The 19,577-nt window shown below is 67.3% G+C and carries 20 protein-coding genes, 1 pseudogene and 1 riboswitch; of the genes and pseudogenes, 10 read left to right on the forward strand and 11 right to left on the reverse strand.

The features are described from left to right. From ACT6S0_RS03015 to ACT6S0_RS03040, 6 genes and pseudogenes are all read right to left on the reverse strand, one after another. Nucleotides 1-226, reverse strand: a 226-nt coding sequence (locus tag ACT6S0_RS03015; protein WP_444762440.1) for a pilus assembly FimT family protein, incomplete at its 3' end; no start/stop codon positions are given. A 4-nt stretch (nucleotides 227-230) separates the two neighbouring features. Next, on the reverse strand, nucleotides 231-785 hold the full coding sequence (locus ACT6S0_RS03020; RefSeq protein WP_444762441.1) for a type IV pilin protein: 555 nt from the start codon (nucleotides 783-785) through the stop codon (nucleotides 231-233). Then, on the reverse strand, nucleotides 779-1,324 hold the full coding sequence (locus ACT6S0_RS03025; RefSeq protein WP_444762442.1) for a GspH/FimT family pseudopilin: 546 nt from the start codon (nucleotides 1,322-1,324) through the stop codon (nucleotides 779-781). The genes ACT6S0_RS03020 and ACT6S0_RS03025 overlap by 7 nt, the downstream gene beginning before the upstream one ends. Nucleotides 1,325-1,467: 143 nt before the next feature. Continuing rightward, the gene (gene nrdR / locus ACT6S0_RS03030; protein WP_056271154.1) at nucleotides 1,468-1,911 is read right to left on the reverse strand and encodes a transcriptional regulator NrdR; all 444 of its coding nucleotides are present in this window, start codon (nucleotides 1,909-1,911) and stop codon (nucleotides 1,468-1,470) included. A gap of 11 nt (nucleotides 1,912-1,922) precedes the next feature. Beyond that, nucleotides 1,923-3,176, reverse strand: a pseudogene (gene glyA, locus ACT6S0_RS03035) (serine hydroxymethyltransferase). 59 nt (nucleotides 3,177-3,235) lie between these two features. Continuing rightward, a riboswitch (ZMP/ZTP riboswitch) is annotated at nucleotides 3,236-3,362 on the reverse strand. A gap of 7 nt (nucleotides 3,363-3,369) precedes the next feature. Next, on the reverse strand, nucleotides 3,370-4,218 hold the full coding sequence (locus ACT6S0_RS03040) for a transglycosylase SLT domain-containing protein (RefSeq protein WP_444762443.1): 849 nt from the start codon (nucleotides 4,216-4,218) through the stop codon (nucleotides 3,370-3,372). A gap of 219 nt (nucleotides 4,219-4,437) precedes the next feature. Between ACT6S0_RS03040 and ACT6S0_RS03045 the strand changes: the two genes are divergently transcribed. Continuing rightward, on the forward strand, nucleotides 4,438-5,997 hold the full coding sequence (locus ACT6S0_RS03045) for a UbiD family decarboxylase (RefSeq protein WP_444762521.1): 1,560 nt from the start codon (nucleotides 4,438-4,440) through the stop codon (nucleotides 5,995-5,997). Between the two features lie 145 nt (nucleotides 5,998-6,142). Here the strand turns inward: ACT6S0_RS03045 and ACT6S0_RS03050 are convergent, their stop codons facing one another. After that, nucleotides 6,143-6,955 (reverse strand): YdcF family protein, encoded by an 813-nt coding sequence (locus tag ACT6S0_RS03050; protein WP_444762444.1) that lies wholly within the window; start codon nucleotides 6,953-6,955, stop codon nucleotides 6,143-6,145. Between the two features lie 16 nt (nucleotides 6,956-6,971). Here ACT6S0_RS03050 and ACT6S0_RS03055 point away from each other — a divergent pair, with 16 nt between their 5' ends. From ACT6S0_RS03055 to ACT6S0_RS03075, 5 genes are read left to right on the forward strand one after another with little or no spacing between them, the layout of a single operon-like run. Next, complete coding sequence (locus ACT6S0_RS03055; protein WP_444762445.1) at nucleotides 6,972-10,472, forward strand: DUF748 domain-containing protein; 3,501 nt, start codon at nucleotides 6,972-6,974, stop codon at nucleotides 10,470-10,472. 9 nt (nucleotides 10,473-10,481) lie between these two features. Beyond that, nucleotides 10,482-11,021 carry a peptide-methionine (S)-S-oxide reductase MsrA gene (gene msrA / locus ACT6S0_RS03060; protein ID WP_444762446.1) on the forward strand — a complete coding sequence of 180 codons (540 nt, stop codon included), beginning with the start codon at nucleotides 10,482-10,484 and terminating at the stop codon, nucleotides 11,019-11,021. Continuing rightward, nucleotides 11,021-11,662 (forward strand): ABC transporter ATP-binding protein, encoded by a 642-nt coding sequence (locus ACT6S0_RS03065; protein WP_444762447.1) that lies wholly within the window; start codon nucleotides 11,021-11,023, stop codon nucleotides 11,660-11,662. Before msrA ends, ACT6S0_RS03065 begins: the two co-directional genes overlap by 1 nt. Further along, nucleotides 11,659-12,852: an ABC transporter permease gene (locus tag ACT6S0_RS03070; RefSeq protein WP_444762448.1), complete on the forward strand. Its 1,194-nt coding sequence runs from the start codon at nucleotides 11,659-11,661 to the stop codon at nucleotides 12,850-12,852. The genes ACT6S0_RS03065 and ACT6S0_RS03070 overlap by 4 nt, the downstream gene beginning before the upstream one ends. A gap of 23 nt (nucleotides 12,853-12,875) precedes the next feature. After that, nucleotides 12,876-13,361, forward strand: coding sequence for a DUF3299 domain-containing protein (locus tag ACT6S0_RS03075; protein ID WP_444762449.1), 486 nt, complete (start codon nucleotides 12,876-12,878; stop codon nucleotides 13,359-13,361). Here the strand turns inward: ACT6S0_RS03075 and pdxH are convergent. Continuing rightward, nucleotides 13,358-13,993 (reverse strand): pyridoxamine 5'-phosphate oxidase, encoded by a 636-nt coding sequence (gene pdxH, locus ACT6S0_RS03080; protein WP_444762450.1) that lies wholly within the window; start codon nucleotides 13,991-13,993, stop codon nucleotides 13,358-13,360. The genes ACT6S0_RS03075 and pdxH overlap by 4 nt on opposite strands. Before the next feature lie 148 nt (nucleotides 13,994-14,141). On the opposite strand from pdxH, the gene ACT6S0_RS03085 reads away from it, so the two are divergent. Continuing rightward, nucleotides 14,142-14,741 (forward strand): nucleotidyltransferase family protein, encoded by a 600-nt coding sequence (locus ACT6S0_RS03085; protein ID WP_444762451.1) that lies wholly within the window; start codon nucleotides 14,142-14,144, stop codon nucleotides 14,739-14,741. Between the two features lie 7 nt (nucleotides 14,742-14,748). On the opposite strand, the gene ACT6S0_RS03090 is transcribed toward ACT6S0_RS03085, so the two are convergent. Then, on the reverse strand, nucleotides 14,749-15,372 hold the full coding sequence (locus tag ACT6S0_RS03090; RefSeq protein WP_444762452.1) for a gamma-glutamylcyclotransferase: 624 nt from the start codon (nucleotides 15,370-15,372) through the stop codon (nucleotides 14,749-14,751). A 125-nt stretch (nucleotides 15,373-15,497) separates the two neighbouring features. Between ACT6S0_RS03090 and edd the strand changes: the two genes are divergently transcribed. The 3 genes from edd to ACT6S0_RS03105 are packed head-to-tail and all read left to right on the forward strand — an operon-like array spanning nucleotide 15,498 to nucleotide 18,503. Next, nucleotides 15,498-17,327 carry a phosphogluconate dehydratase gene (gene edd, locus ACT6S0_RS03095; RefSeq protein WP_444762453.1) on the forward strand — a complete coding sequence of 610 codons (1,830 nt, stop codon included), beginning with the start codon at nucleotides 15,498-15,500 and terminating at the stop codon, nucleotides 17,325-17,327. Nucleotides 17,328-17,337: 10 nt separating this feature from the next. Beyond that, nucleotides 17,338-17,961, forward strand: a complete 624-nt coding sequence (gene eda / locus ACT6S0_RS03100; protein ID WP_444762454.1) for a bifunctional 4-hydroxy-2-oxoglutarate aldolase/2-dehydro-3-deoxy-phosphogluconate aldolase — start codon at nucleotides 17,338-17,340, stop codon at nucleotides 17,959-17,961. After that, entirely contained in the window at nucleotides 17,958-18,503 is a 546-nt protein-coding gene (locus tag ACT6S0_RS03105) for an MOSC domain-containing protein (protein WP_444762455.1), read from the forward strand. The genes eda and ACT6S0_RS03105 overlap by 4 nt, the downstream gene beginning before the upstream one ends. Here the strand turns inward: ACT6S0_RS03105 and ACT6S0_RS03110 are convergent. Then, nucleotides 18,500-19,042 carry a PaaI family thioesterase gene (locus ACT6S0_RS03110; RefSeq protein ID WP_444762456.1) on the reverse strand — a complete coding sequence of 181 codons (543 nt, stop codon included), beginning with the start codon at nucleotides 19,040-19,042 and terminating at the stop codon, nucleotides 18,500-18,502. The two genes, ACT6S0_RS03105 and ACT6S0_RS03110, sit on opposite strands and share 4 nt — an antisense overlap. Before the next feature lie 67 nt (nucleotides 19,043-19,109). Continuing rightward, a complete protein-coding gene (locus ACT6S0_RS03115) occupies nucleotides 19,110-19,526 on the reverse strand; it encodes a DUF4902 domain-containing protein (protein WP_444762457.1) in 417 nt (138 codons plus the stop codon). Between the last annotated feature and the right edge of the window lie 51 nt (nucleotides 19,527-19,577).

Genomic DNA, 19,577 nt, shown 5'->3' on the forward strand with positions numbered 1-19,577 from the left:
GCACAGTCACACCGGCACCAATCACGTTAGCTTCCGAATTGGCACAGGCGCTCAAGTAACTCAAGTCACCGGCCGCAGCAAACACACGGCGACGTTCCATAAAGTCGGATAGCGACGGTGTTGCCGCTGCCAACAACACGCCAACGATGGCAACTGCCACCAAAATCTCGATCAAGCCGACACCGCGGTTGATGACGTTGCCTTGAGGGACGCAAGCGTGCTTCATGGGGTTACCGTGGCCAGCAGTACGAGGAGCTGTCGTTGCTGCTTGAGTCGGACGCTATGTATGTGAGCGTTGCGCCATCCAGCTGGACGCCGATGACCGCGCATTTGACATCGTTTCGCTGTGGGCTGCTATTTGCTGGCACCGCCGTGGCGATATATCCAGTTGACAAGCTGGCCGGGTTCCCGGTGCCGGTGATCGTAATCGTGTAGTGTTTAGGATTTGAAATGCCGAGGGCGGTGATGGTGGACGCATACACGCTTTGATTGGCGCGAAAACGTTCCTGCGCCTGAATCACCGCCGACAACCCCTCTGCTGCGTCGGCCCGACGGCTGCGCTGCACATACGCCGTGTATGCCGGAAAGGCGACTGCGGCCAGAATACCCACGATGACCACCACGACCATCAGCTCGATCAAAGTAAAGCCGTGGCGCTGATGGCGTGGGAATGCAAGCATCGGCCGATTTTCGGCAGACTTGTCCAGCAACCGGTAAGCTTGTAGCCGTTTGTCACCGGCAATCCGCCGTTTGTCGGCGGCCACCAGAAACAGGGGGCTCAGCACTTGGCGATGCTGCCCAACTTGGCGCCCACCGAGCACGTACGGACACGACCAGTGATCGCGACGACTTGGCGAAGGGCCGGTCCCTGGTCCAAGCGCAGCTCGATGCTGCCGGTTTGCGTAACCAGCCCCTGGCGATACTGGAACTGCAGCGTCTCGGCATTGCTGCTGATGCGTACCGGCTGGTTCGCGGACAGCCATTCGGCCTTGATGACCTCGCTGCCCGGCTTCTTGCACACCGGCTTGCCGCCGGCGCAGTCGCAGTCGTCCTTGGCGCCGGTATGCAGCAGGTAGCAGGCGTTGGCTCCCTTGCCGCTGATACGGAAGAAGACCGGTTTGCCTGTGCGTGCCACCTCGCTGCGCGCCAGCCGCAAATCGGCACCCAGAGCCTGAGTGCTGGCGCGCAGCTTGTGCTCCTGCTGCAGCTTGCCCAGCGCCGGTATCGCCTGGCCGAGCAGCGTGGCGCAGATACCAACGCTGACGCAGAGCTCGACGAGCGTGAAGCCACGGCTGTTGCGACGGGCGTTGGCGGTCCGGTTCATGATGCTTCCTCGGTTCGTTGTTGATGAACGAACTTTAGGAAGCGGGTCACGCCGCGTCTTTCACCCGAAAGGCGGAGCGAAGGGGGAGAGGAGGGGGCACATCCCCCGCAGCTCCCCCTTTGGAGGGATAGGGAAACCCCCGGTCAGATCTCCCGGATCAGCTGACGGAACTCGTCAACGTCTTCAAAGCTGCGGTAGACCGACGCGAACCGGACGTACGCAACCTTGTCGATGCGCTTGAGCTCGCGCATGACGTGTTCTCCAACACGCGTCGATGCGATCTCCCGTGCACCGCTGGCCAGCAGCTTTTCCTCGATGCGGTTGATGGCCGCATCGATCTGCTCGACGCTGACCGGCCGCTTGCGCAGGGCCAACTGCATGGAGGCGCGCAGCTTGGCCGAGTCGAAATCGGCGCGCCGCCCGTCCTTCTTGACGACCGACGGCAGGGCGATGTCCGCCCGCTCGTAGGTCGTGAAACGCTTGTCGCAAGAAAGGCAACGCCGGCGCCGCCGGATGACGTCGCCTTCGTCCGATTCCCGGGTCTCGGAGACCTGGGTTTCCGTGTGAGAGCAGAACGGGCAGCGCACGACGGCCGGAATTAACTGCGGTAAACCGGGAAGGCGGCCGTCAGCGCGGCGACCTTCTCGCGCACGGCAGCCAGCGTGGCCTCATCGTGCGGCTTGTCCAGCACGTCGGCAATCAGGTGGGCGGTGGCGCGCACCTGCTCCTCCTTGAAGCCACGCGTGGTCATGGCCGGCGTGCCCAGGCGGATGCCGCTGGTCACCATCGGCTTCTGCGGGTCGTTGGGGATGCCGTTCTTGTTGCAGGTCATGTGGGCGGCGCCCAGGATGGCCTCGGCTTCCTTGCCAGTCAGATTCTTCGGGCGCAGGTCGACCAGCATGACGTGGCTTTCGGTCCCGCCGGAGACGATGCGCAGGCCGCGTTCGATCAGCGTCTCGGCCAGCACCTTGGCGTTCTTGACCACTTGCTCCTGGTAAGCCTTGAACTCCGGCGTCAGCGCTTCCTTGAAGGCCACGGCCTTGCCGGCGATGACGTGCATCAGCGGGCCGCCCTGGATGCCGGGGAAGATGGCCGAGTTGATCTTTTTAGCGATGTCTTCCCGGTTCGTCAGGATGATGCCGCCACGCGGGCCGCGGAGGCTCTTGTGGGTCGTGGACGTCACCACGTCGGCGTGCGGCAGCGGGTTCGGGTAGGCGCCGGCGGCGATCAGCCCTGCATAGTGCGCCATGTCGACCATGAAATAGGCGCCGATCTCCTTGGCGATGCGGCCGAAACGCTCGAAGTCGATGCGCAGCGAGTAGGCGGATGCACCGGCGATGATGAGCTTGGGCTTTTTCTCTCGAGCCATGGCTTCCATCGCGTCGTAGTCGATGGCTTCGTTCGCGTCGAGGCCGTAGCTGATGACGTTGAACCACTTGCCGCTCATGTTCAAAGCCATCCCGTGGGTCAGATGGCCGCCTTCGGCAAGGCTCATCCCCATGATGGTGTCGCCGGGCTGCAGCAGCGCGAAGAACACGCCCTGGTTGGCTTGTGAGCCCGAGTTAGCCTGCACGTTGGCGAACTCGGCGCCGAACAGTTGCTTCAAGCGATCAATGGCCAGTTGCTCGACGACGTCGACGTACTCGCAGCCGCCGTAGTAACGCTTGCCGGGGTAGCCCTCGGCGTACTAGTTGGTCAGCTGGCTGCCCTGAGCCTGCATGACGGCTGGCGAGGTGTAGTTCTCGCTGGCGATCAGCTCGATGTGGTCTTCCTGGCGGCGGTTCTCGTTCTGGACGGCGGTCCAGAGCTCAGGGTCAACCAGAGCGAGGGTGGAGGTATTGCGGTCAAACATGGCTGATGTTCCGAAGGTCAGGCGGTAAATCCCTGGCGCTCGACGAGCTGGCGTGAGGTCAGGGCTGCCCAGGCGAACGGCTGATAGCGGTTGCCATGTCGACACACGACAGCCGCCTCACGCTCCCCGGTGGTGGCCCACCTCGGGGCAGCTCGTGCCCCTGATCGCCAGTCGCGTGAACGCGCAGTGTAGTTCAGCGCAGCAGTGCGACCTGCTCTGAAGCGACACCGGTGGGTGCAGATGCGGCTTCGCGCAGCTGCGGGCGTGCGACGGTGTTGGTTGGCACGCTGCGGCCGGACGCGACGGCACGGAGCAGGTCGTGCTCGGCCAGCACGCGGGCCGTGTAGCCGGTTTCTTCCAGATTCGCCCCGCCGACGTAATAGCGCAGGCCGTCTTCCAGGCTGCCGGCGCGCTGTATGCATTCCTTCAAGACCTGAACGCCGACACGCAGATTCGTTACCGGATCGAAGGCCGCCAGCGTGCCGCCGAAAGCTTCGTACTTGTCGTCGTGAACGCGGGTCATGACCTGCATGAGGCCCTGGGCGCCGACGGGACTTTGCGCAAAAGGATTGAACCGCGACTCGATGGCCATGATGGCCAGGATCAGCGTCGGCTCGACCTTGGCGCGTTGGCCGACGGCCCAGGCCTCCTGCACGAGGCGGCTGAGGGGCTCCGGCGCCACGCTGTAGCGGCGCGCAAGCCAGTGGGCCACGGCCGACTGCTGGCGGCTGAGTTCGCGCGGGTCGGTCGCGGTGGCGCGTGCGATGGCGTCAGGCTCGGCAGCAGCAAGCAGGGTGTTGCCCTCAGCTTCCGCGCGCGCCTCGTGGCGTGCGTTCAGCCAACCCAGCGTGGCGGACTCGAGTTTTTCGCGCAGGCCCGCCTGGCTTGAAAACACCAGCAGCACGGCCATCACCGCCAAGCCGACGAGGGCGAGCGTGTTGTGGCTGACAACGAGCAGGCCGTTGCCGATGTCCCTGACAAACAGCAACACCGACAGGCGCGTGTGGCGAGCCAGGCTCATCAAGTCTTGACGTGTCGTCATTCGACTCCTTGAATCGCCGCCGCACCCCGACGCCGTTTCCGAACGGCGGCGAGGTGCGGCGAAAGTGATAATTTCCCGATCGAAAAGCACGGGCGGCGGCGTTGCGGCGCCTCAGGGGACGTGGCGCCGGGGGCTCTAGTACAAACCCGAAGTGACGAATTCTATGGGGCGAAGATAACCCGTCAAGGTTGTTTGCCCTCTTCTAAACTACTTTTGGTTATGAAATACAGCGACTTGAGGGACTTCATCGCGGGCTTGGAAGGCTTGAAGGAGCTCAAGCGTGTGCGTGAAAAAGTCTCGCCCGTGCTGGAGATGACGGCCCTGAGCGACCGCGTCCTGCGAGCCGGCGGACCCGCCTTGCTCTTCGAGGCGCCGACAGGGCATTCGACTCCTGCGCTGACCAATCTTTTCGGGACAACGCGTCGGGTCGCACTCGGCATGGGCGCTGAGTCTCTGGCCGATTTGCGTGATGTCGGCCGCGTGCTTGCGAGCCTCAAGGAACCTGACCCTCCCAAGAGCTTGAAAGATGCCGGCAAGCTGCTGCAGATGGCCAAGGCGTTGTGGGACATGAAGCCCGCAGTGCAGCGTCGCGCGGCCTGCCAGGAGGAGGCATTTGAGGGCTCCGATATCGACCTTGGTCGCCTACCCATTCAGACCTGCTGGCCGGACGATGCAGCCCCCCTGATCACGTGGGGTCTCGTCATCACCCGTGGGCCGAATCGCACCCGCCAGAATCTGGGCATCTACCGCCAGCAGTTGATCGGGCCTCGCCAAGTCATCATGCGCTGGCTCGCGCACCGCGGTGGTGCGCTGGACTTTCGCGATCATGCGCTGACCCACCCCGGCGAGCCCTTTCCCATTGCTGTCGCTCTCGGCGCGGACCCGGCCACCATTCTTGGCGCCGTCACGCCGGTGCCCGACAGTCTGTCGGAGTACCAGTTCGCCGGCCTGCTGCGCGGCTCCCGCACGGAGCTCGTCAACACCAGCGTGGGCAAATGCCTGCCATTGCAAGCGCCCGCGTCGGCGGAGATCGTGCTGGAGGGCCATATCCCGCCCGCCGCACCCGCCTACACAGGCCTGAGCGAGCACGGCGTGCCGCTGAAGGAAAAGGGCGGCTATCTGCATGCGCTCGAAGGCCCCTTCGGCGACCATACGGGTTACTACAACGAGCAGGACTGGTTCCCGGTCTTCGAGATCACGCGCCAGACCCAGCGCAGCAACCCGATCTACCACTCAACTTACACCGGCAAGCCGCCGGACGAGCCCGCCATCCTGGGCGTCGCGCTCAACGAGGTTTTTGTCCCAATCCTTCAGAAGCAGTTCCCGGAGATCGTCGACTTCTACCTGCCGCCGGAGGGGTGCAGCTACCGCATGGCTGTCGTGTCGATCAAGAAGGCCTATCCCGGCCACGCCAAGCGGCTGATGTTTGGCATCTGGAGCTTCCTGCGCCAGTTCATGTACACCAAGTTCATCGTCGTCGTCGACGACGACATCGACACGCGCAATTGGCAGGAGGTGATCTGGGCCATCACGACGCGGATGGATCCGGTGCGCGACACCACGCTGGTCGACAACACGCCCATCGACTACCTCGACTTCGCCTCACCCATCAGCGGCCTGGGCGGAAAGATGGGGCTGGATGCCACCAATAAATGGCCCGGGGAGACCAGCCGCGAATGGGGCCGGGGCATCTGCTTGCCGGTTGAGGTCACGGCCAGGGCCGAAGCGCTATTCGGGCAACTCTTCTTGAACCCCGCCCCAGGCTCGCCTACTCTTTGACTGCCTTTTGAGGCAAAACCTCTGGCGCAATCTTTGCGCGCCAGGAGCCCTTCGGCAAATTGCCGTCGAGCCCCAAGGTGGCATAGCCACCCAACCCCGCCCGGCCTTCAAGCCCGGCGGGGTTTCTACTTTTTGGGTTGGTGGCTCATCTTCCCGCCCACCAGGCCAAGGTCTCATAGACGACATACCGCACCCGGGCAAACCCCTCGACGGACGGACACCAGTCGTCAAAGCTGCTCAAGGCGTCGTCCCTTAAGCCAACGGGGGCCGGCAGCATTTGCAAGCCCAGCGGGTCCGCCTCCGCCTTGAAGGCTCGCAACGCGCGGCGCATATGCGCGTCGTGCGTGACGAGGACGACCTGCTTCACGCCCGCCTTCGCCAGCAGCGGCAGCGTGTGGGCGGCGTTCTCGCGCGTATCCCTCGAACTGGCTTCGGCCCAGCGCAGCGGCATGCCGTGGTTCTCCGCGGCCACGCGGGCGACGATGTCGGCCTCCGGCTGGCGCAGTTCGGTCGCCGTCCAGCCGATGCCGCCCGAGAACGCCAGCGGCCAGCCACTGCGACGCGCCAGCCACACGCCATAGGCCAGGCGCTCGGCCGTGATGCGGGTTGGCGCACCGGCGCTGAATTCCGGCACGTGGCGCCTGACCCCACCGCCCAGCACCAGCACCGCGCCGTCCGTGCGGCCGCGCAAAGCATCGACCTGACCAGGGCTCAGCAGCACCGGCTGGCCCGCGGCCCGGCTCAGCAACTCGCCCGCAGCCTCGGTGCCCGCCAGCCACACCCCCGCTAGCGCCAAGACCAGCAAGAACCCGCCGAAGCGCCGGCCGCGCCTGAGCCGCCAGCCGCCCCAGGCCGCCAGCAGCAGCATGGGCGCCGGGGGCAGGGCGACTGCCAGCAGCAAGGTCTTGAGGCCGGAATAGTCGAGGGCGAGGCTCCCCGCCGCCATCATCGCCCACATCAATAATGCGACCGCCGTGAAGACTGCTTCCCGTTCCTCCGTCCGTATCGCCCTCTGGACCCTGGTCGCCCTGTCGGCCCTGGTCTCGCTGCTGCTCGTGAGCATGACCCTGGCGCTGCCCGGCTGGATCGCCAGCCGCGGCGTGGCGCTGGCCACCGAGACGCTCGGGCGGCAGGTGCACATTGAGCAGGCGCATTTCCAGCCCTGGCGGCTGGCGGTCGTCATCGACGGCCTGCGCATCGACGGCCAGTCAGCCAGCCAGCCGCCCTTGTTCACGCTGGCCAAGCTGGACGCCGCTTTGTCGCTGCGCTCACTGCTGCGCGGCAGCCTCGTCGTCGAATCCCTCGCGCTGACCCAGCCGACACTGCGCCTGGCGCGTGTCGCAGAAGGCCGCTATGACATCGACGACCTGATCCAGCGCTTTGCCGCAAAGCCCGGCGCGGTGGTTGAGGAACCGATCGAATTCGCCGTCTACAACGTCGAGCTGAGCGATGGCCGCGTCTTCTTCGACGACCGCCCGGTGCAGCGCAAGCATGAGCTGGCTGCCCTGCAACTGGCCCTGCCTTTCGTGTCGACGCTGGAATCCGACGTCAAGGTCACCGTGCAGCCCCGACTCAGCGGCAAGATCGACGGCGTCACCTTCGACAGCCGCGCCGAGGCGCTGCCGTTTGCCGAGGACGTCAGCGCCCGGTTGTCCTTCAAGCTGTCGGGGCTCGACCTCGCGCCGCTGGGTGCCTATCTGCCGGCCAGCCTGCCGCTGCGTCTGTCCGCCGGCCAGCTCGACGTCGACCTGGCCGTGGACTTCGCCGAGCAGGCCAAGGGATCGCCGGGCGTCAAACTCAGTGGCCAGGTTCAACTGCGCGACCTGGCACTGACCCAGCCCAACGGTCAGCCCCTGCTCGGCCTCAAGCGGCTGAGCCTGCCGCTGGTTGACGTGCAGCCCTTCAAGCGCCGGCTTGCCCTGGGGGATGTCCTGCTGGAGTCGCCAAGCGCCTCGTTGTGGCCGCCCGCCGCCAGTGAACCGGCGATCAAACCCAGTGCCGCCACGGCGCCGATCACTACGGCGTCCTGGCAGTTCAGGCTGACCGGCCTGCAAGTCAGCGACGGCCGCTTCAACGCCCGGGGTCTGACGCTAGATGCCATCGAAGTCAAGCTGGGCGCGGCGGCCTGGCCGTTGAAGGCACCCGCGGAACTCGACGGCAGCCTGCGTCTGGATGACGCCACGATGACCGCGCACGCCAGGCTGTCGCCTGAACTGCTGCAGGCCGATGCCGAGCTCACCGGCCTTGCCGCCGAAAGACTGGCCGACTGGCTGCCCTTGCCGGGCGGCGCGCGGTTGGCGGCCCGCGTGTCGACCAAGGCCAACCTGAGCGTGAACAACCCGCTGGCCGAAGGCGCAGCCGAGCGGGCCCAGTTGACGCTGACCGAAACGCTGGTCAGCAATGCCCGCCTCAGCCTGCCGGGCGCACCGCAGCTGTTGTCACTGACTGCGGCTCGGCTCGACAAGGGCAGTGTCGAGCCTGCGACCCAGACTGTCAGCCTCGGCACGCTGACGCTGGACGCACCACGCGCCCAGCTTGCGCGTGGGGTTGATGGCCAGTTGAACATCGCAGCGCTGCTGCCGCCCGACAGTGCCGCGCCTGCGGCCGCTGCGAGCCCGGCCTGGACGCTGCGACTCGCCGCGCTCCATGTCGAGCGTGGCGCGGTCCGCTGGCACGACGCCGCGGTGCCCGCAGGTGTGGAGCCGGTTGCGCTGGCCATCGAGCCCCTGCGTCTGCAGGCCGCCGCGCTGGCCTGGCCCGCCACGGCGCCGGTTCAGGCCCAACTGGCGGCCCAGCTTGCGGCTGTTGGCTCCAACGACCAGCTCATCGCCAACGGCGCCGGCAGCCTGCAATGGGGCGGCCGCGTCGGCCTGGCGCCCCTGCTGTCGGTCATCGGCAGCGTGCAGGCCGCGGCGCTGCCGCTGCATCTGCTCAACGCCTACCTCGACCCCGCCTGGGGGCTGCAACTGCAGCGCGCCGAACTCGGGCTGAAGGCCGACCTCAGCGCGAGCCAGCAGGCGGGCGGGGGTTGGCAGACGGTTCTGGGTGGCGATGTGCGCATCGGGCCGCTGGCACTGCTGCAGGCCCGCGTCGTCGACGGCCAGCGCGTCATCGGTGAAGACCTGATGAGCTGGCAGTCCCTGCAGCTCGACGGCGTCAGGCTCGCCTTAGCGCCCGGCGCGCCGCCGCGGCTGGCCGTCAAGGACGCACAGCTCGAAGACGCCTATGCCCGGCTCATCGTCAACGAACAGGGTCGCTTCAACCTGCGCGACATCGGCCCGGCCGAGGCCGCCGCGGCGACGGCTGCTGCTTCAGTGGCTTTCGCCTCCGCCCTCGCCAAGGCGCCGCAGCCAGAGATTGCGGTCGAGCGCATCCGCGTCAGCCGCGGCCTGATCGATTTCAACGACCGCTTCGTGCGCCCCAACTACAGCGCCCGCCTGTCCGAGCTGCATGGCTCGCTCGGCGCCTTCTCGTTCGCCAGCCCCTTGATGGCGCCATTGACGGTGCGCGGCAAGGTCGCTGGTACCGGTGTGCTGGAAATCGACGGTCAGCTCAGGCCCGGCTCGCCGCCCGCCATGGACGTGGCCGCCAACGCGGCCGACATCGAGCTGGCACCGCTGTCGCCCTATGCGGCCAAATACGTCGGCTATGTGATCGAGCGCGGCAAGCTGTCGGCCAAGCTGCGCTACAAAATCGAGCCGGGCGGCCAACTGGTCGCTGGCAACCAGATCATCCTCAACCAGCTCAGCCTGGGCGAGCGAGTCGAGAGCCCCGATGCCACGACGCTGCCGGTGCGCTTCGCCGTGGCGCTCTTGAAGGACAGCCATGGCGTCATCGATGTCGACCTGCCCGTCAGCGGCTCGCTCAACGACCCCGAGTTCAGCGTCGGGGGGCTGGTGTGGAAGCTGGTCCTGAACCTCTTCGGCAAGGCACTGACCTCGCCCTTTGCCCTCTTCAGCGGCAACGATGCGCCAGAAGCCGCCCAGGTCGTCTTCGCGCCTGGCAGTAGCCAACCGGCCGATGCGGCCAGGCTCGAACACGTCGCCAAGCTGCTGGTCGACAAGCCTGGCGTGCAACTGACATTGATCGGCTGGGCCGGCATCGCCGCCGAAGGCCAGGCCATCCGCGAACAGCGCCTGGCGCAGGCGCTCAAGGCTGAAAACGCGCCAACGGCCCAAATCAGCCTGAAACGCCTGTACGACGCCAGCACGCTGCCCAACAAGCCCAAAAACCTGCTTGGCTTACCCAAGGACCTGCCGCCGGAGCAGATGCGCGGCCTGCTGCTGGGCAGCTACACGGTCGACGCCGCGGCGCTGAGCCAACTCGCCGTGGCCCGCGCCAACGCGGTGCGCGACTCATTGCTGGCCCGTGGCGCCCCTGCTGCGCGTGTCATCGTCGGTGCGCCCCAGGTCTGCGACACCGCTTGTGACGAGGTCTGGCGCCCCCATGTCGAACTTTCCCTCGCAGCTCACTGAAAGCAACCCATGTCCACACCGACCCTCGAACGCATCACCCTGGCCGGCGGCTGCTTCTGGTGCCTGGAAGCCGTCTACGAGCGCGTGCGCGGCGTGCACCGTGTCGAGAACGGCTACAGCAACGGCCAGGGTGCCACGCCACCCACCTACGAGGCCGTCTGCGGCGGCAACACCGGCTTTGCCGAAGTGGTGCGCGTCGATTTCGACGCCGCCGAGGTGTCATTGCGGGAGCTGCTGGAAGTGTTTTTCACCATCCACGACCCGACCACGCTGAACCGCCAGGGCGCCGACGTGGGCACGCAGTACCGCTCGGCCATCTACTGGCACACCGACGCCCAGCGCCAGCTGGCGGCCGAGGTCATGGCCGAGGCGAACCAGCACCACGGCGGCCGTGTTGTCACCGAGCTGCAGCCCGAGGTCAACTACCACCCGGCCGAGGCGTATCACCAGCACTACTACGCCCGCAACCCCGAGCAGGGCTACTGCGCCTTCGTCGTCGCTGGCAAGGTGGACAAGTTCCTGGCCAGCTTCGAGCGTCTGGTCAAGTGATGCTGGCCTGGGGCGGGCTGAGTCATCGCTATGCCGGCGGTGCCGAAGTCGGCTATGCCGACTTCGCGCTGGCGCCCGGGCGGCATTTGCTGCTGCGTGGCGCGTCGGGCTCCGGCAAGTCGACACTGCTGGCGCTGCTGGCCGGCCTGCTGCGCGTGCAGCAGGGCGAACTGGTCGTTGCCGGCACCGAACTGCAGACGCTGGGCCCGCGCGCGTTGGACGCCTGGCGTGGCGCCACGCTGGGCTTTGTGCCCCAGCGCCTGCACCTCAGCGAGGCGCTGACCGTGGCGGAGAACCTCGCCTTGCCGGCCCTGGCAGCCGGGCAGGGCGCCGAGCCGGCGCGCGCGACCGAACTGCTGGCCGCCTTGGACATCGGCGAACTCGCCGCACGCCGGCCGCACCAGCTCAGCGTTGGCCAGGCCCAGCGTGTCGCACTGGCGCGCGCACTGATGCGCCGGCCGCGCCTGCTGCTGGCCGACGAGCCCAGTGCCAGCCTGGACGACGAGCACACCCTGCACATGCTGGCACTGCTGCTCGATGCGGCCGAGCGCGAGGGCTGCACGCTGGTCATCGCCAGCCATGACGCGCGGGTGGTGGAAGCCCTCAGCGAACGGGGTGACGTTGCTGAGGTGGTGCTGTGATTCGGCTGGCTTGGCGCTATCTTTGGTCCAGTCCGCTGACGACGGTGCTGAACCTGCTGCTGCTGGCGCTGGGCCTGGCGGCCGTGACCTTCGTGCTGCGCGCTAGCGCCCAGGTCGAGGCCGGCCTCAAGCGCGACCTCGCCGGCATCGACCTCGTCGTCGGCGCCAAGGGCAGCCCGATGCAGATCATGCTGGCCGGCGTCTTCCACCTCGATGCCCCCACCGGCAACATCCCCTTGGCGACGCTGGACCTGCTGAGGCAACAGCCGCTGGTCGCCCAAGTCGTGCCGCTGTCGCTGGGCGACTCGTTCCGCGGCTTCCGCATCGCGGGCACGACGGCGGACTACATCGACCTCTACGGCGCCAAGCTGGCGCAGGGCGCACGGTGGACGCGGCCGATGCAGGCCGTGCTCGGCGCCGAGGTGGCGCGAGCTACAGGGCTCCAGCTTGGCGACCGCTTTGCAGGCAGCCATGGCCTGGCCGACGGCGGCGGCGCGCATGAAGAGCAGCAGTTCGAGGTCGTCGGCGTGCTGGCCGAATCAGGCAGTGTGCTGGACCGCCTGGTGCTGACGGATCTCGCTTCGGTGTGGGAAGTGCATGAAGAACACCATGCCGATGAAGCCCATCACGAGGAGGAAGAGCAGCGTGAGATCACGCTGCTCCTGGTGCGTTATCGCAGCCCGCTCGCGGCCGTCTCGCTACCGCGCTGGGTCAATGCCCAGGACGGGCTGCAGGCCGCCGCACCCGCGCTTGAAACCGCACGGCTGATGCGGCTGGTGGGTGCAGGGACCGAGGTGCTGCGCGGCTTCGGCCTCGTGCTGCTGGTCGCTGCGGGGCTGTCGGTCTGGGTGGCGCTGCTGCATGCGGTGCGCGCGCGCCAGGGCGACCTGGCCATGTTGCGCATGCTGGGCGCACCCGCCCGCCGGGTCGCCGCGCTGATCGCGCTGGAAGCGCTGCTGCTGGCCGGTCTGGCCGCCGTGCTCGGCCTGGCGGCTGGGCACGCCCTGGTTGCCGTGCTGGAGCGGGTGCTGATGGTGCGCCAGTCGCTGCGCCTGGGGCCTCTGGGTGTCAGTGATGCCGAATGGCTGGTACCGCTGCTGGCCTTTGGATTGGCGCTGCTGTCCGCCGCCTGGCCCGCCTGGCGGGCCTATCGGCTGGATGTCACAACCCTGCTGCAAGCTCCGCGCTGAGCAACGACGACAATTCCGCCATCATGAAGTTCAAGCCTCTTCTCGCCCTCTCGCTGGCCGCTGCGGCCGCATTCGCCCAAACGCCGCCCGTCGCGGGGCAGGGCGCCGGCTATCACGACCCTCGCAGCGCCTTCAAGCCGTTGGAGGAGCGTGCCGATATCCTGTCCTGGAAGCTGCTGTCCCAGGTCACGGCCAAGGCCGAGAAAAAGAAGATCGTGCCGACCTTCCCGGCTGCCGTGCAGGCGCTGGACCGCAAGACGGTCAAGGTACAGGGCTTCATGATGCCGCTGGAGGCGGGCGACAAGCAGCAGCATTTCCTGCTGTCGGCCGTGCCGACGAGCTGCTCCTTCTGCGTGCCGGCCGGCCCCGAGGGCCTGGTGGAAGTGCGCACCAGGAAGCCGGTGCGCTATACGCTGGAACCCGTCGTCGTCGAAGGTGTGCTGGCCGTGCTGACGGACGACCCCTACGGTCTGTACTACCGCGTCGAAGACGGCAACGCCGTCAACTAGGGGGCGAGCCGTTCGCGCAGCCAAGCGTCGGCGTTCAGCCTGAAGCACAGCCGGTCATGCAGCCGCGACCGGCGCCCCTGCCAGAACTCGAAGCGGTCCGGTACCAGCCGGTAGCCGCCCCAATGCGGAGGCCGGTCGGGGTTGAGGCCATGCTGGACGGCCGCCTTGGCTGCGTTGGCCACCAGCACCGCGCGCGTGCTGATGACCCGGCTCTGCGGCGATGCCCAGGCGCCCAGGCGCGAGTCCAGCGGGCGGCTCTTGAAGTACGCGTCAGATTCCTCGTCCGAGGTTTTCTCGACGCACCCTTCGATACGCACGACGCGCTCCATCTCCACCCAATGGAACTGCAGCGCCGCAAAGGGGTTGTGTGCTAACTCCTCACCTTTGCGGCTTTCGTAATTGGTGAACCAGACCATGCCGCGGGCGTCGCAGCCCTTGAGCAGCACGACGCGGGTGGATGGCCGGTTGCCCGCACCGACGGTGGCCAGCGTCATCGCCGTGGGTTCGGACACGTCGTGCGCGATCGCCTCGTCCATCCAGCGCTGGAAAAGGGCCAGGGGGCCGTCGGCGGCTTCGGCCTCGTTCAGCTCCCCCAGTTCATAGCTCTTTCGGAAGTCGCTCAGTTTGCTCATGGGCGGAAGTATGCAGACCTTCCCTTAAAGGCCTTCCCTTAAGTGAACGTACCAGTTTCAAGCGCAATGGCACTCGGCATGCTCGTGGCACTGCAGGAAACGGCACAGACCGTCGCGCAGTGTTGGGGTTTAGAAGGACGAATAGCCAATGACAAAGCGACGCCCCGCCGTCGTCGTGCTGGCCGCGGGTCGCGGCTCACGCTTCCGCGGCTCGGGCCACAAGCTCGAGCAGCATCTGGATGGCATGCCCGGTGCCGACACCTTGCTCGCCCGCAGCCTGCGTCACGCCATCGCGACGCAGTTGCCTGTCGTTGTCGTCACCACGCCGGCCCTGGCACCGGCGGTGCACAAGCTGGTAGCCGCGCGCGACGTGGTCACGCTGTCCGAGCGCGACGCCCAGGGAATGGGCCATTCCATCGTTGCCGGTGTCAGCGCCACGGGTGACGCCGATGGCTGGCTGATCCTGCCTGCGGACATGCCCCTCGTCCAACCCGCGACCATTCTGGCCGTCGCCCATGGCCTTGAGCGCTATCCCGTCTGCTATGCGCAATACCGCGGTATCCAGGGGCATCCGGTGGGTTTCGGCACCGAGCTCTATTCCGAGCTGATGGCCTTGCAGGGCGATGAAGGTGCGCGGCGCATCGTGGCGCGCTACGCGGCGCAACCGATTGCGGTCGACGACCCTGGCGTGCTTGTTGATGTCGACACCGAGGAAGACCTCGCGCGCCTGACCGCAAGCACCCGCTGAATCTCCATCACAGCGGAGCACACAGGCCGTGTTGCACGGCCAGATGGACCTGGCGCTCCAGTTCCATGTCGCGAATGCCGTGCTCGCGCAAACCCTGCACGGTGCGCAACAGATAGTCCAGCGTGGTGCCGTAGCGGCCGCTGGCGTGCTGAAAGATGTGCAGCAGTTCGGGTTCGCGCAGCTGTCCCGTCCAGTTCGGGCTTTGGCGCGACAACGTGAACGCCAGCGCGCGCAGTCGGCCCGAGGCGGTGTCGCAGTTCAACCAGCGCGGTTCGTAAACGCCATTGGGCATCTCGCGTGCCCACAGCCGCGCCAGCACTTCTTCGCCAGCGGCGCGCGGGATACGGTAGACGAGGCCACGGCAGCTGCCGCCGGAGATCAGCGCAAGCACCAAACCGGGCTCCTGGGGCGAGCCGCGGTTCACGCGCGAACGCATGCGCAGCACGCGGTGAAAGCCGAGCACCTTGGCCTGCAGGGCCTCGGCATACTCGAACTCGGGTCGCCAGATCAGCGATCCATAAGCGAACAGCCGCAGATCGTCCCCACTGGCCCGCCACTCGGCCGCCGTGCGCAGCAGCAGTTGCTCGCTGCGCACCGGACCGTGGGGAATGTTGATTGCCTGTGACGCCATCGGCCCTATCTTGTCAGCGTTTGCCTGGTACCCAGCCCGTAACCCGCTGGTCCCAATGACAAAGTAATATGGTTACCTAAATTCCCAAGGGTCGGTTACGTCAACGAGCCCCCCGGAGGCACATCATGAATCCCACACTCATCGCCGTCACCGACCGCATCCGCGAACGCAGCGCCAAGCTGCGCGGCGACTACCTGGCCCGCATCGCCAAGCTGGGTGGCCGCCAGCGCGGCTTCGAGCGCATGGGCTGCGCCAACGTCGCCCATGCCGTCGCGGCCCTGCCAGCCAACGATAAGCTGCGTATCGTGGCCGAGAAGGCGCCGCATCTGGGCATCGTCACCGCCTACAACGACATGTTGTCGGCACACCAGCCCTACGAAGGCTACCCCGAGCAGATCCGCGCCGAGGCCCACCGCCTGGGCGCCACGGTGCAGGTGGCCGGCGGCGTGCCGGCCATGTGCGACGGTGTCACCCAGGGCCTCCCCGGCATGGAGCTGAGCCTGTTCTCGCGTGACACCATCGCCATGGGTACGGCCGTCGCGCTGACGCACGACGTGTTCGACGCAGCGCTGCTGCTGGGCATCTGCGACAAGATCGTGCCGGGCCTGCTGATCGGCGCGTTGCACTTCGGTCATCTGCCCTGCGTCTTCGTGCCGGCCGGGCCGATGAGCACGGGCATCTCCAACAGCGACAAAGGCAAGGTTCGCGAGCTCTATGCCCAGGGCAAGGTCGGGCGCGACGAGCTGCTCAAGAGCGAGTCCGCCGCCTACCACGGCGCCGGCACCTGCACCTTCTACGGCACCGCCAACAGCAACCAGATGCTGCTGGAAGCCATGGGCCTGCACACGCCAGGCAGCGCCTTCGTGCACCCGCATGACGACCTGCGCGCGGCGCTGACACGGGAGGCCGTCGCCACGGCGCTAAGGATCAGCGGCCGCATCGAGGGGCATGCGGCCAAGCCCATCGGCCACATCGTCGACGAGCGCTGCATCGTCAACGCGATGGCCGCCTTGCTGGCCACGGGCGGCTCGACCAATCACCTCATCCACTGGGTCGCCGTCGCACGCTCGGCCGGCATCCTGATCAATTGGACCGACTTCTCCGACCTGTCGGCCGCCGTGCCGCTGCTGTCACGCGTCTATCCGAACGGCAGCGCCGACGTGAACCAGTTCCAGGCCGCTGGCGGCCCCGGCTTCGTCATTCGCGAGCTGCTGGACGCCGGCCTCATGCACGAGGACGTCCTCTCGGTCGCTGGCGACAGCCTGCGCCCCTACAGCTTCGTGCCGCATGCGGTGGGGCAGGGCGGTGAGGTCGTGCGCGAGGCTTTGCCGGCCGTCAGCCCTGACGACAGCGTGGTGCGCACGGCGACCGCGCCGTTCAGTGCGACAGGTGGCCTCAAGCTGCTGGACGGCAACCTCGGCCGTGCCGTGATCAAGGTCTCGGCCGTGCCCGAGGACCGCCACACGGTCGAAGCACCCTGCCGCATCTTCACGACGCAGGAAGCCATGCTCAACGCCTTCAAGAACGGTGAGCTGGAGCGCGATGTCATCGTCGTCGTGCGCTTCCAGGGCCCGCATGCCAATGGCATGCCCGAGCTGCACAAGCTGACACCGCCGCTGGCCGTGCTGCAAGGCAAGGGCTTCAAGGTCGCCCTGGTCACCGATGGCCGCATGAGCGGCGCGTCGGGCAAGGTGCCTGCCGCCATCCACGTCAGCCCCGAAGCCCTTGCCGGTGGCCCGCTGGCCCGGCTGCGTGACGGCGATGTCGTGCGACTGTGCGCCCTGACCGGCAGTCTGCAGGCCCTCGTCAGCGAGGCCGATTGGGCCGCGCGCCAGACCGCGACGCTCGACCCGGCCGAAGCCGAGGTCAACGCACACGGCCTCGGCCGTGAACTCTTCGCCGGCATGCGCCGCAATGCCCTGAGCGCCGAAGAAGGCGCTGTCACCTGGTTGTGAGATCCAAAGCATGCTTGAAACCCTGAGCCTGGCCAGCCACGGCCCCGTCATTCCCGTCATCGTCATCCAGCGCCTGGAGGACGCCGTGCCGTTGGCCGAGGCGCTGGTCGCCGGCGGCGTGCGCGTGCTCGAGGTGACGCTGCGCACTCCTGTCGCGTTGCAGGCGATGGAAGTCATGGCCAAGGTGCCGGGCGCCATCGTCGGCGCCGGCACGTTGCGTACCCCCACCGACGTGACCAACGCCAGGAACGCCGGCTGCCAGTTTGGCGTCAGCCCCGGCTACACCGACGCACTGGCTGAGGCCTGCAAGACCACGGGCCTGCCGCTGCTGCCGGGCGTGTCGACGGCCTCGGAGGTCATGACGGCCAACGCGGCGGGCTTCAGCTTCCTGAAGCTGTTTCCGGCCGTCGCAGTCGGCGGCGTCAACCTGTTGAAGTCGCTGGCCGGGCCCTTCCCGGACGTGGCCTTCTGCCCGACCGGCGGCATCTCGCTGGAGACGGCGCCGCAGTTCCTGAAGCTGCCCAACGTCAAGGTCTGCGGCGGCTCCTGGCTGACGCCGCAGGACGCGGTCGACGCCAAGGGCTGGGCGCGCATCACCCAACTGGCCGCCGAGGCCGCTGCGTTGCGCGCATGACGGCGGCTGTCGTCGCGGCCGTGTGGGCCAGCGCGACGCACAGCTTCTCCAAGTTCGCGCAAGCCGAACTGCAGCTCATTGCAGGGCAGGGCGTAGCCGGTGACACCCATTGCGGCGTGACGGTCAAGCACCGCTCGCGCGTTGCCAAGGACCCGACGCAGCCGAACCTGCGCCAGGTGCACCTGATCCAGGGCGAGCTGTTCGACGAGCTCGCCCGACGCGGCTTCGGCGTGCAGCCGGGCAAGCTGGGCGAGAACCTGACCACGCGCGGCATCGACTTGCTGGCCTTGCCGCGCGATACGGAACTGCACATCGGCGGCGAGGTCGTGCTGCGCCTGACAGGCCTGCGCAACCCTTGCCCGCAGATCGAGAACTTCGAGACCGGCCTGCTGAGGGCGGTCGTCGGCAAGGCTGCGAACGGCGAACTCGTGCGCAAGGCCGGCGCCATGAGCGTGGTGCTGGCCGGTGGTGTCGTGCGCCCGGGAGACACGATCAGTGTGCGTCTTCCGCCGCTGCCGCACGCCAGGCTGGAACGGGTCTAGGCGGGCAGATCGAAGAGCAGACAGGTCGTCGACGCGTGCGCGTAGAGCCTGCCGTCATGGCCGACAAGGTCGGCCTCTGCCGTTGTGACTTGCCGCCCGCGGTGCACGACGCGGCCGATGGCGCGCACCAGCGGCACGCTGTCGTTCAGCGCCCGCACCAGGTTGACCTTGAACTCCAGCGTCGTGTAGCTGCGGCCCGTCGGCAGCGTTGTATGCACCGCGCAGCCCAACGCCGAGTCCAGCAGTGTCGCGAACCAGCCGCCGTGCACGCTGCCCAGCGGGTTGTAGTGCTTGAACTGAGGGCGGCCCTGGAAGATGGCCTCGCCGTCGGCCACCGAGACCAGTAAGAAGTCCAGCGTCTGGCTGATCGGCGCCGCGGGGCCTTCGCCGTCGATCAGCGCCTGCATTTGCTGCAGGCCGGTCTTGCCTGCCATCAGCGTGCGGGCCGCGACGCCCGGCTCGGGGCGAGGGATGGCGCGCAGCGCGGCTTCATCGGCTTGCCATTGCGCGAGGATGTCTTCGGAGGCGGTGGGGCTCATGGTGGCGACGGAGATGAACGAGCCGCCGATTCTGCGCAAGCGCGCCGGCGCGCGCTGTCGCCGAGGTTCAGGCCGCCAGGCGCTCTGCCGGCAACCCGTTGCGATGTGATGGTTCGGTCAGGCGCAGCTTGTCCAGCACCGGCCCCTGCCAAGGCAGCAGGTAGACCAAGGTGGCCAGCGTCGCGCGGCGCCGGGACGACAGCAGCGGTCGGTTGTGGTCATCCAGCAGCAGCACGTTGGAACGGACGTTGAGGGGATCGACCTGCACGACGGTGCCTTCACCCACTTCGACCCAGTCCCACTCCACCCAGGCGCGCGCATCGGCATACGAACGCTCCCAGCGCGTCGTGCCTGCGGTCGGCCGCTCGCTGCTGCGGTGACGGTGCACGCTGGTTTGGGCGTGACGGACATCCTGTGCGGCGCTGGACAAGGCCGCAACGGGCCAGCAGACACTGCCCTCGGGCAGCTTGATCAAGGTCGGCATGAACATTACCTCGGGGTCGTGGGTTTCAACGTGGAGGCAGTCTCTGTTCAC

It is taken from the genome of Roseateles sp. (genome assembly GCF_052436255.1).
In the GTDB taxonomy this organism is placed as follows: Bacteria; Pseudomonadota; Gammaproteobacteria; order Burkholderiales; family Burkholderiaceae_C; genus Pelomonas.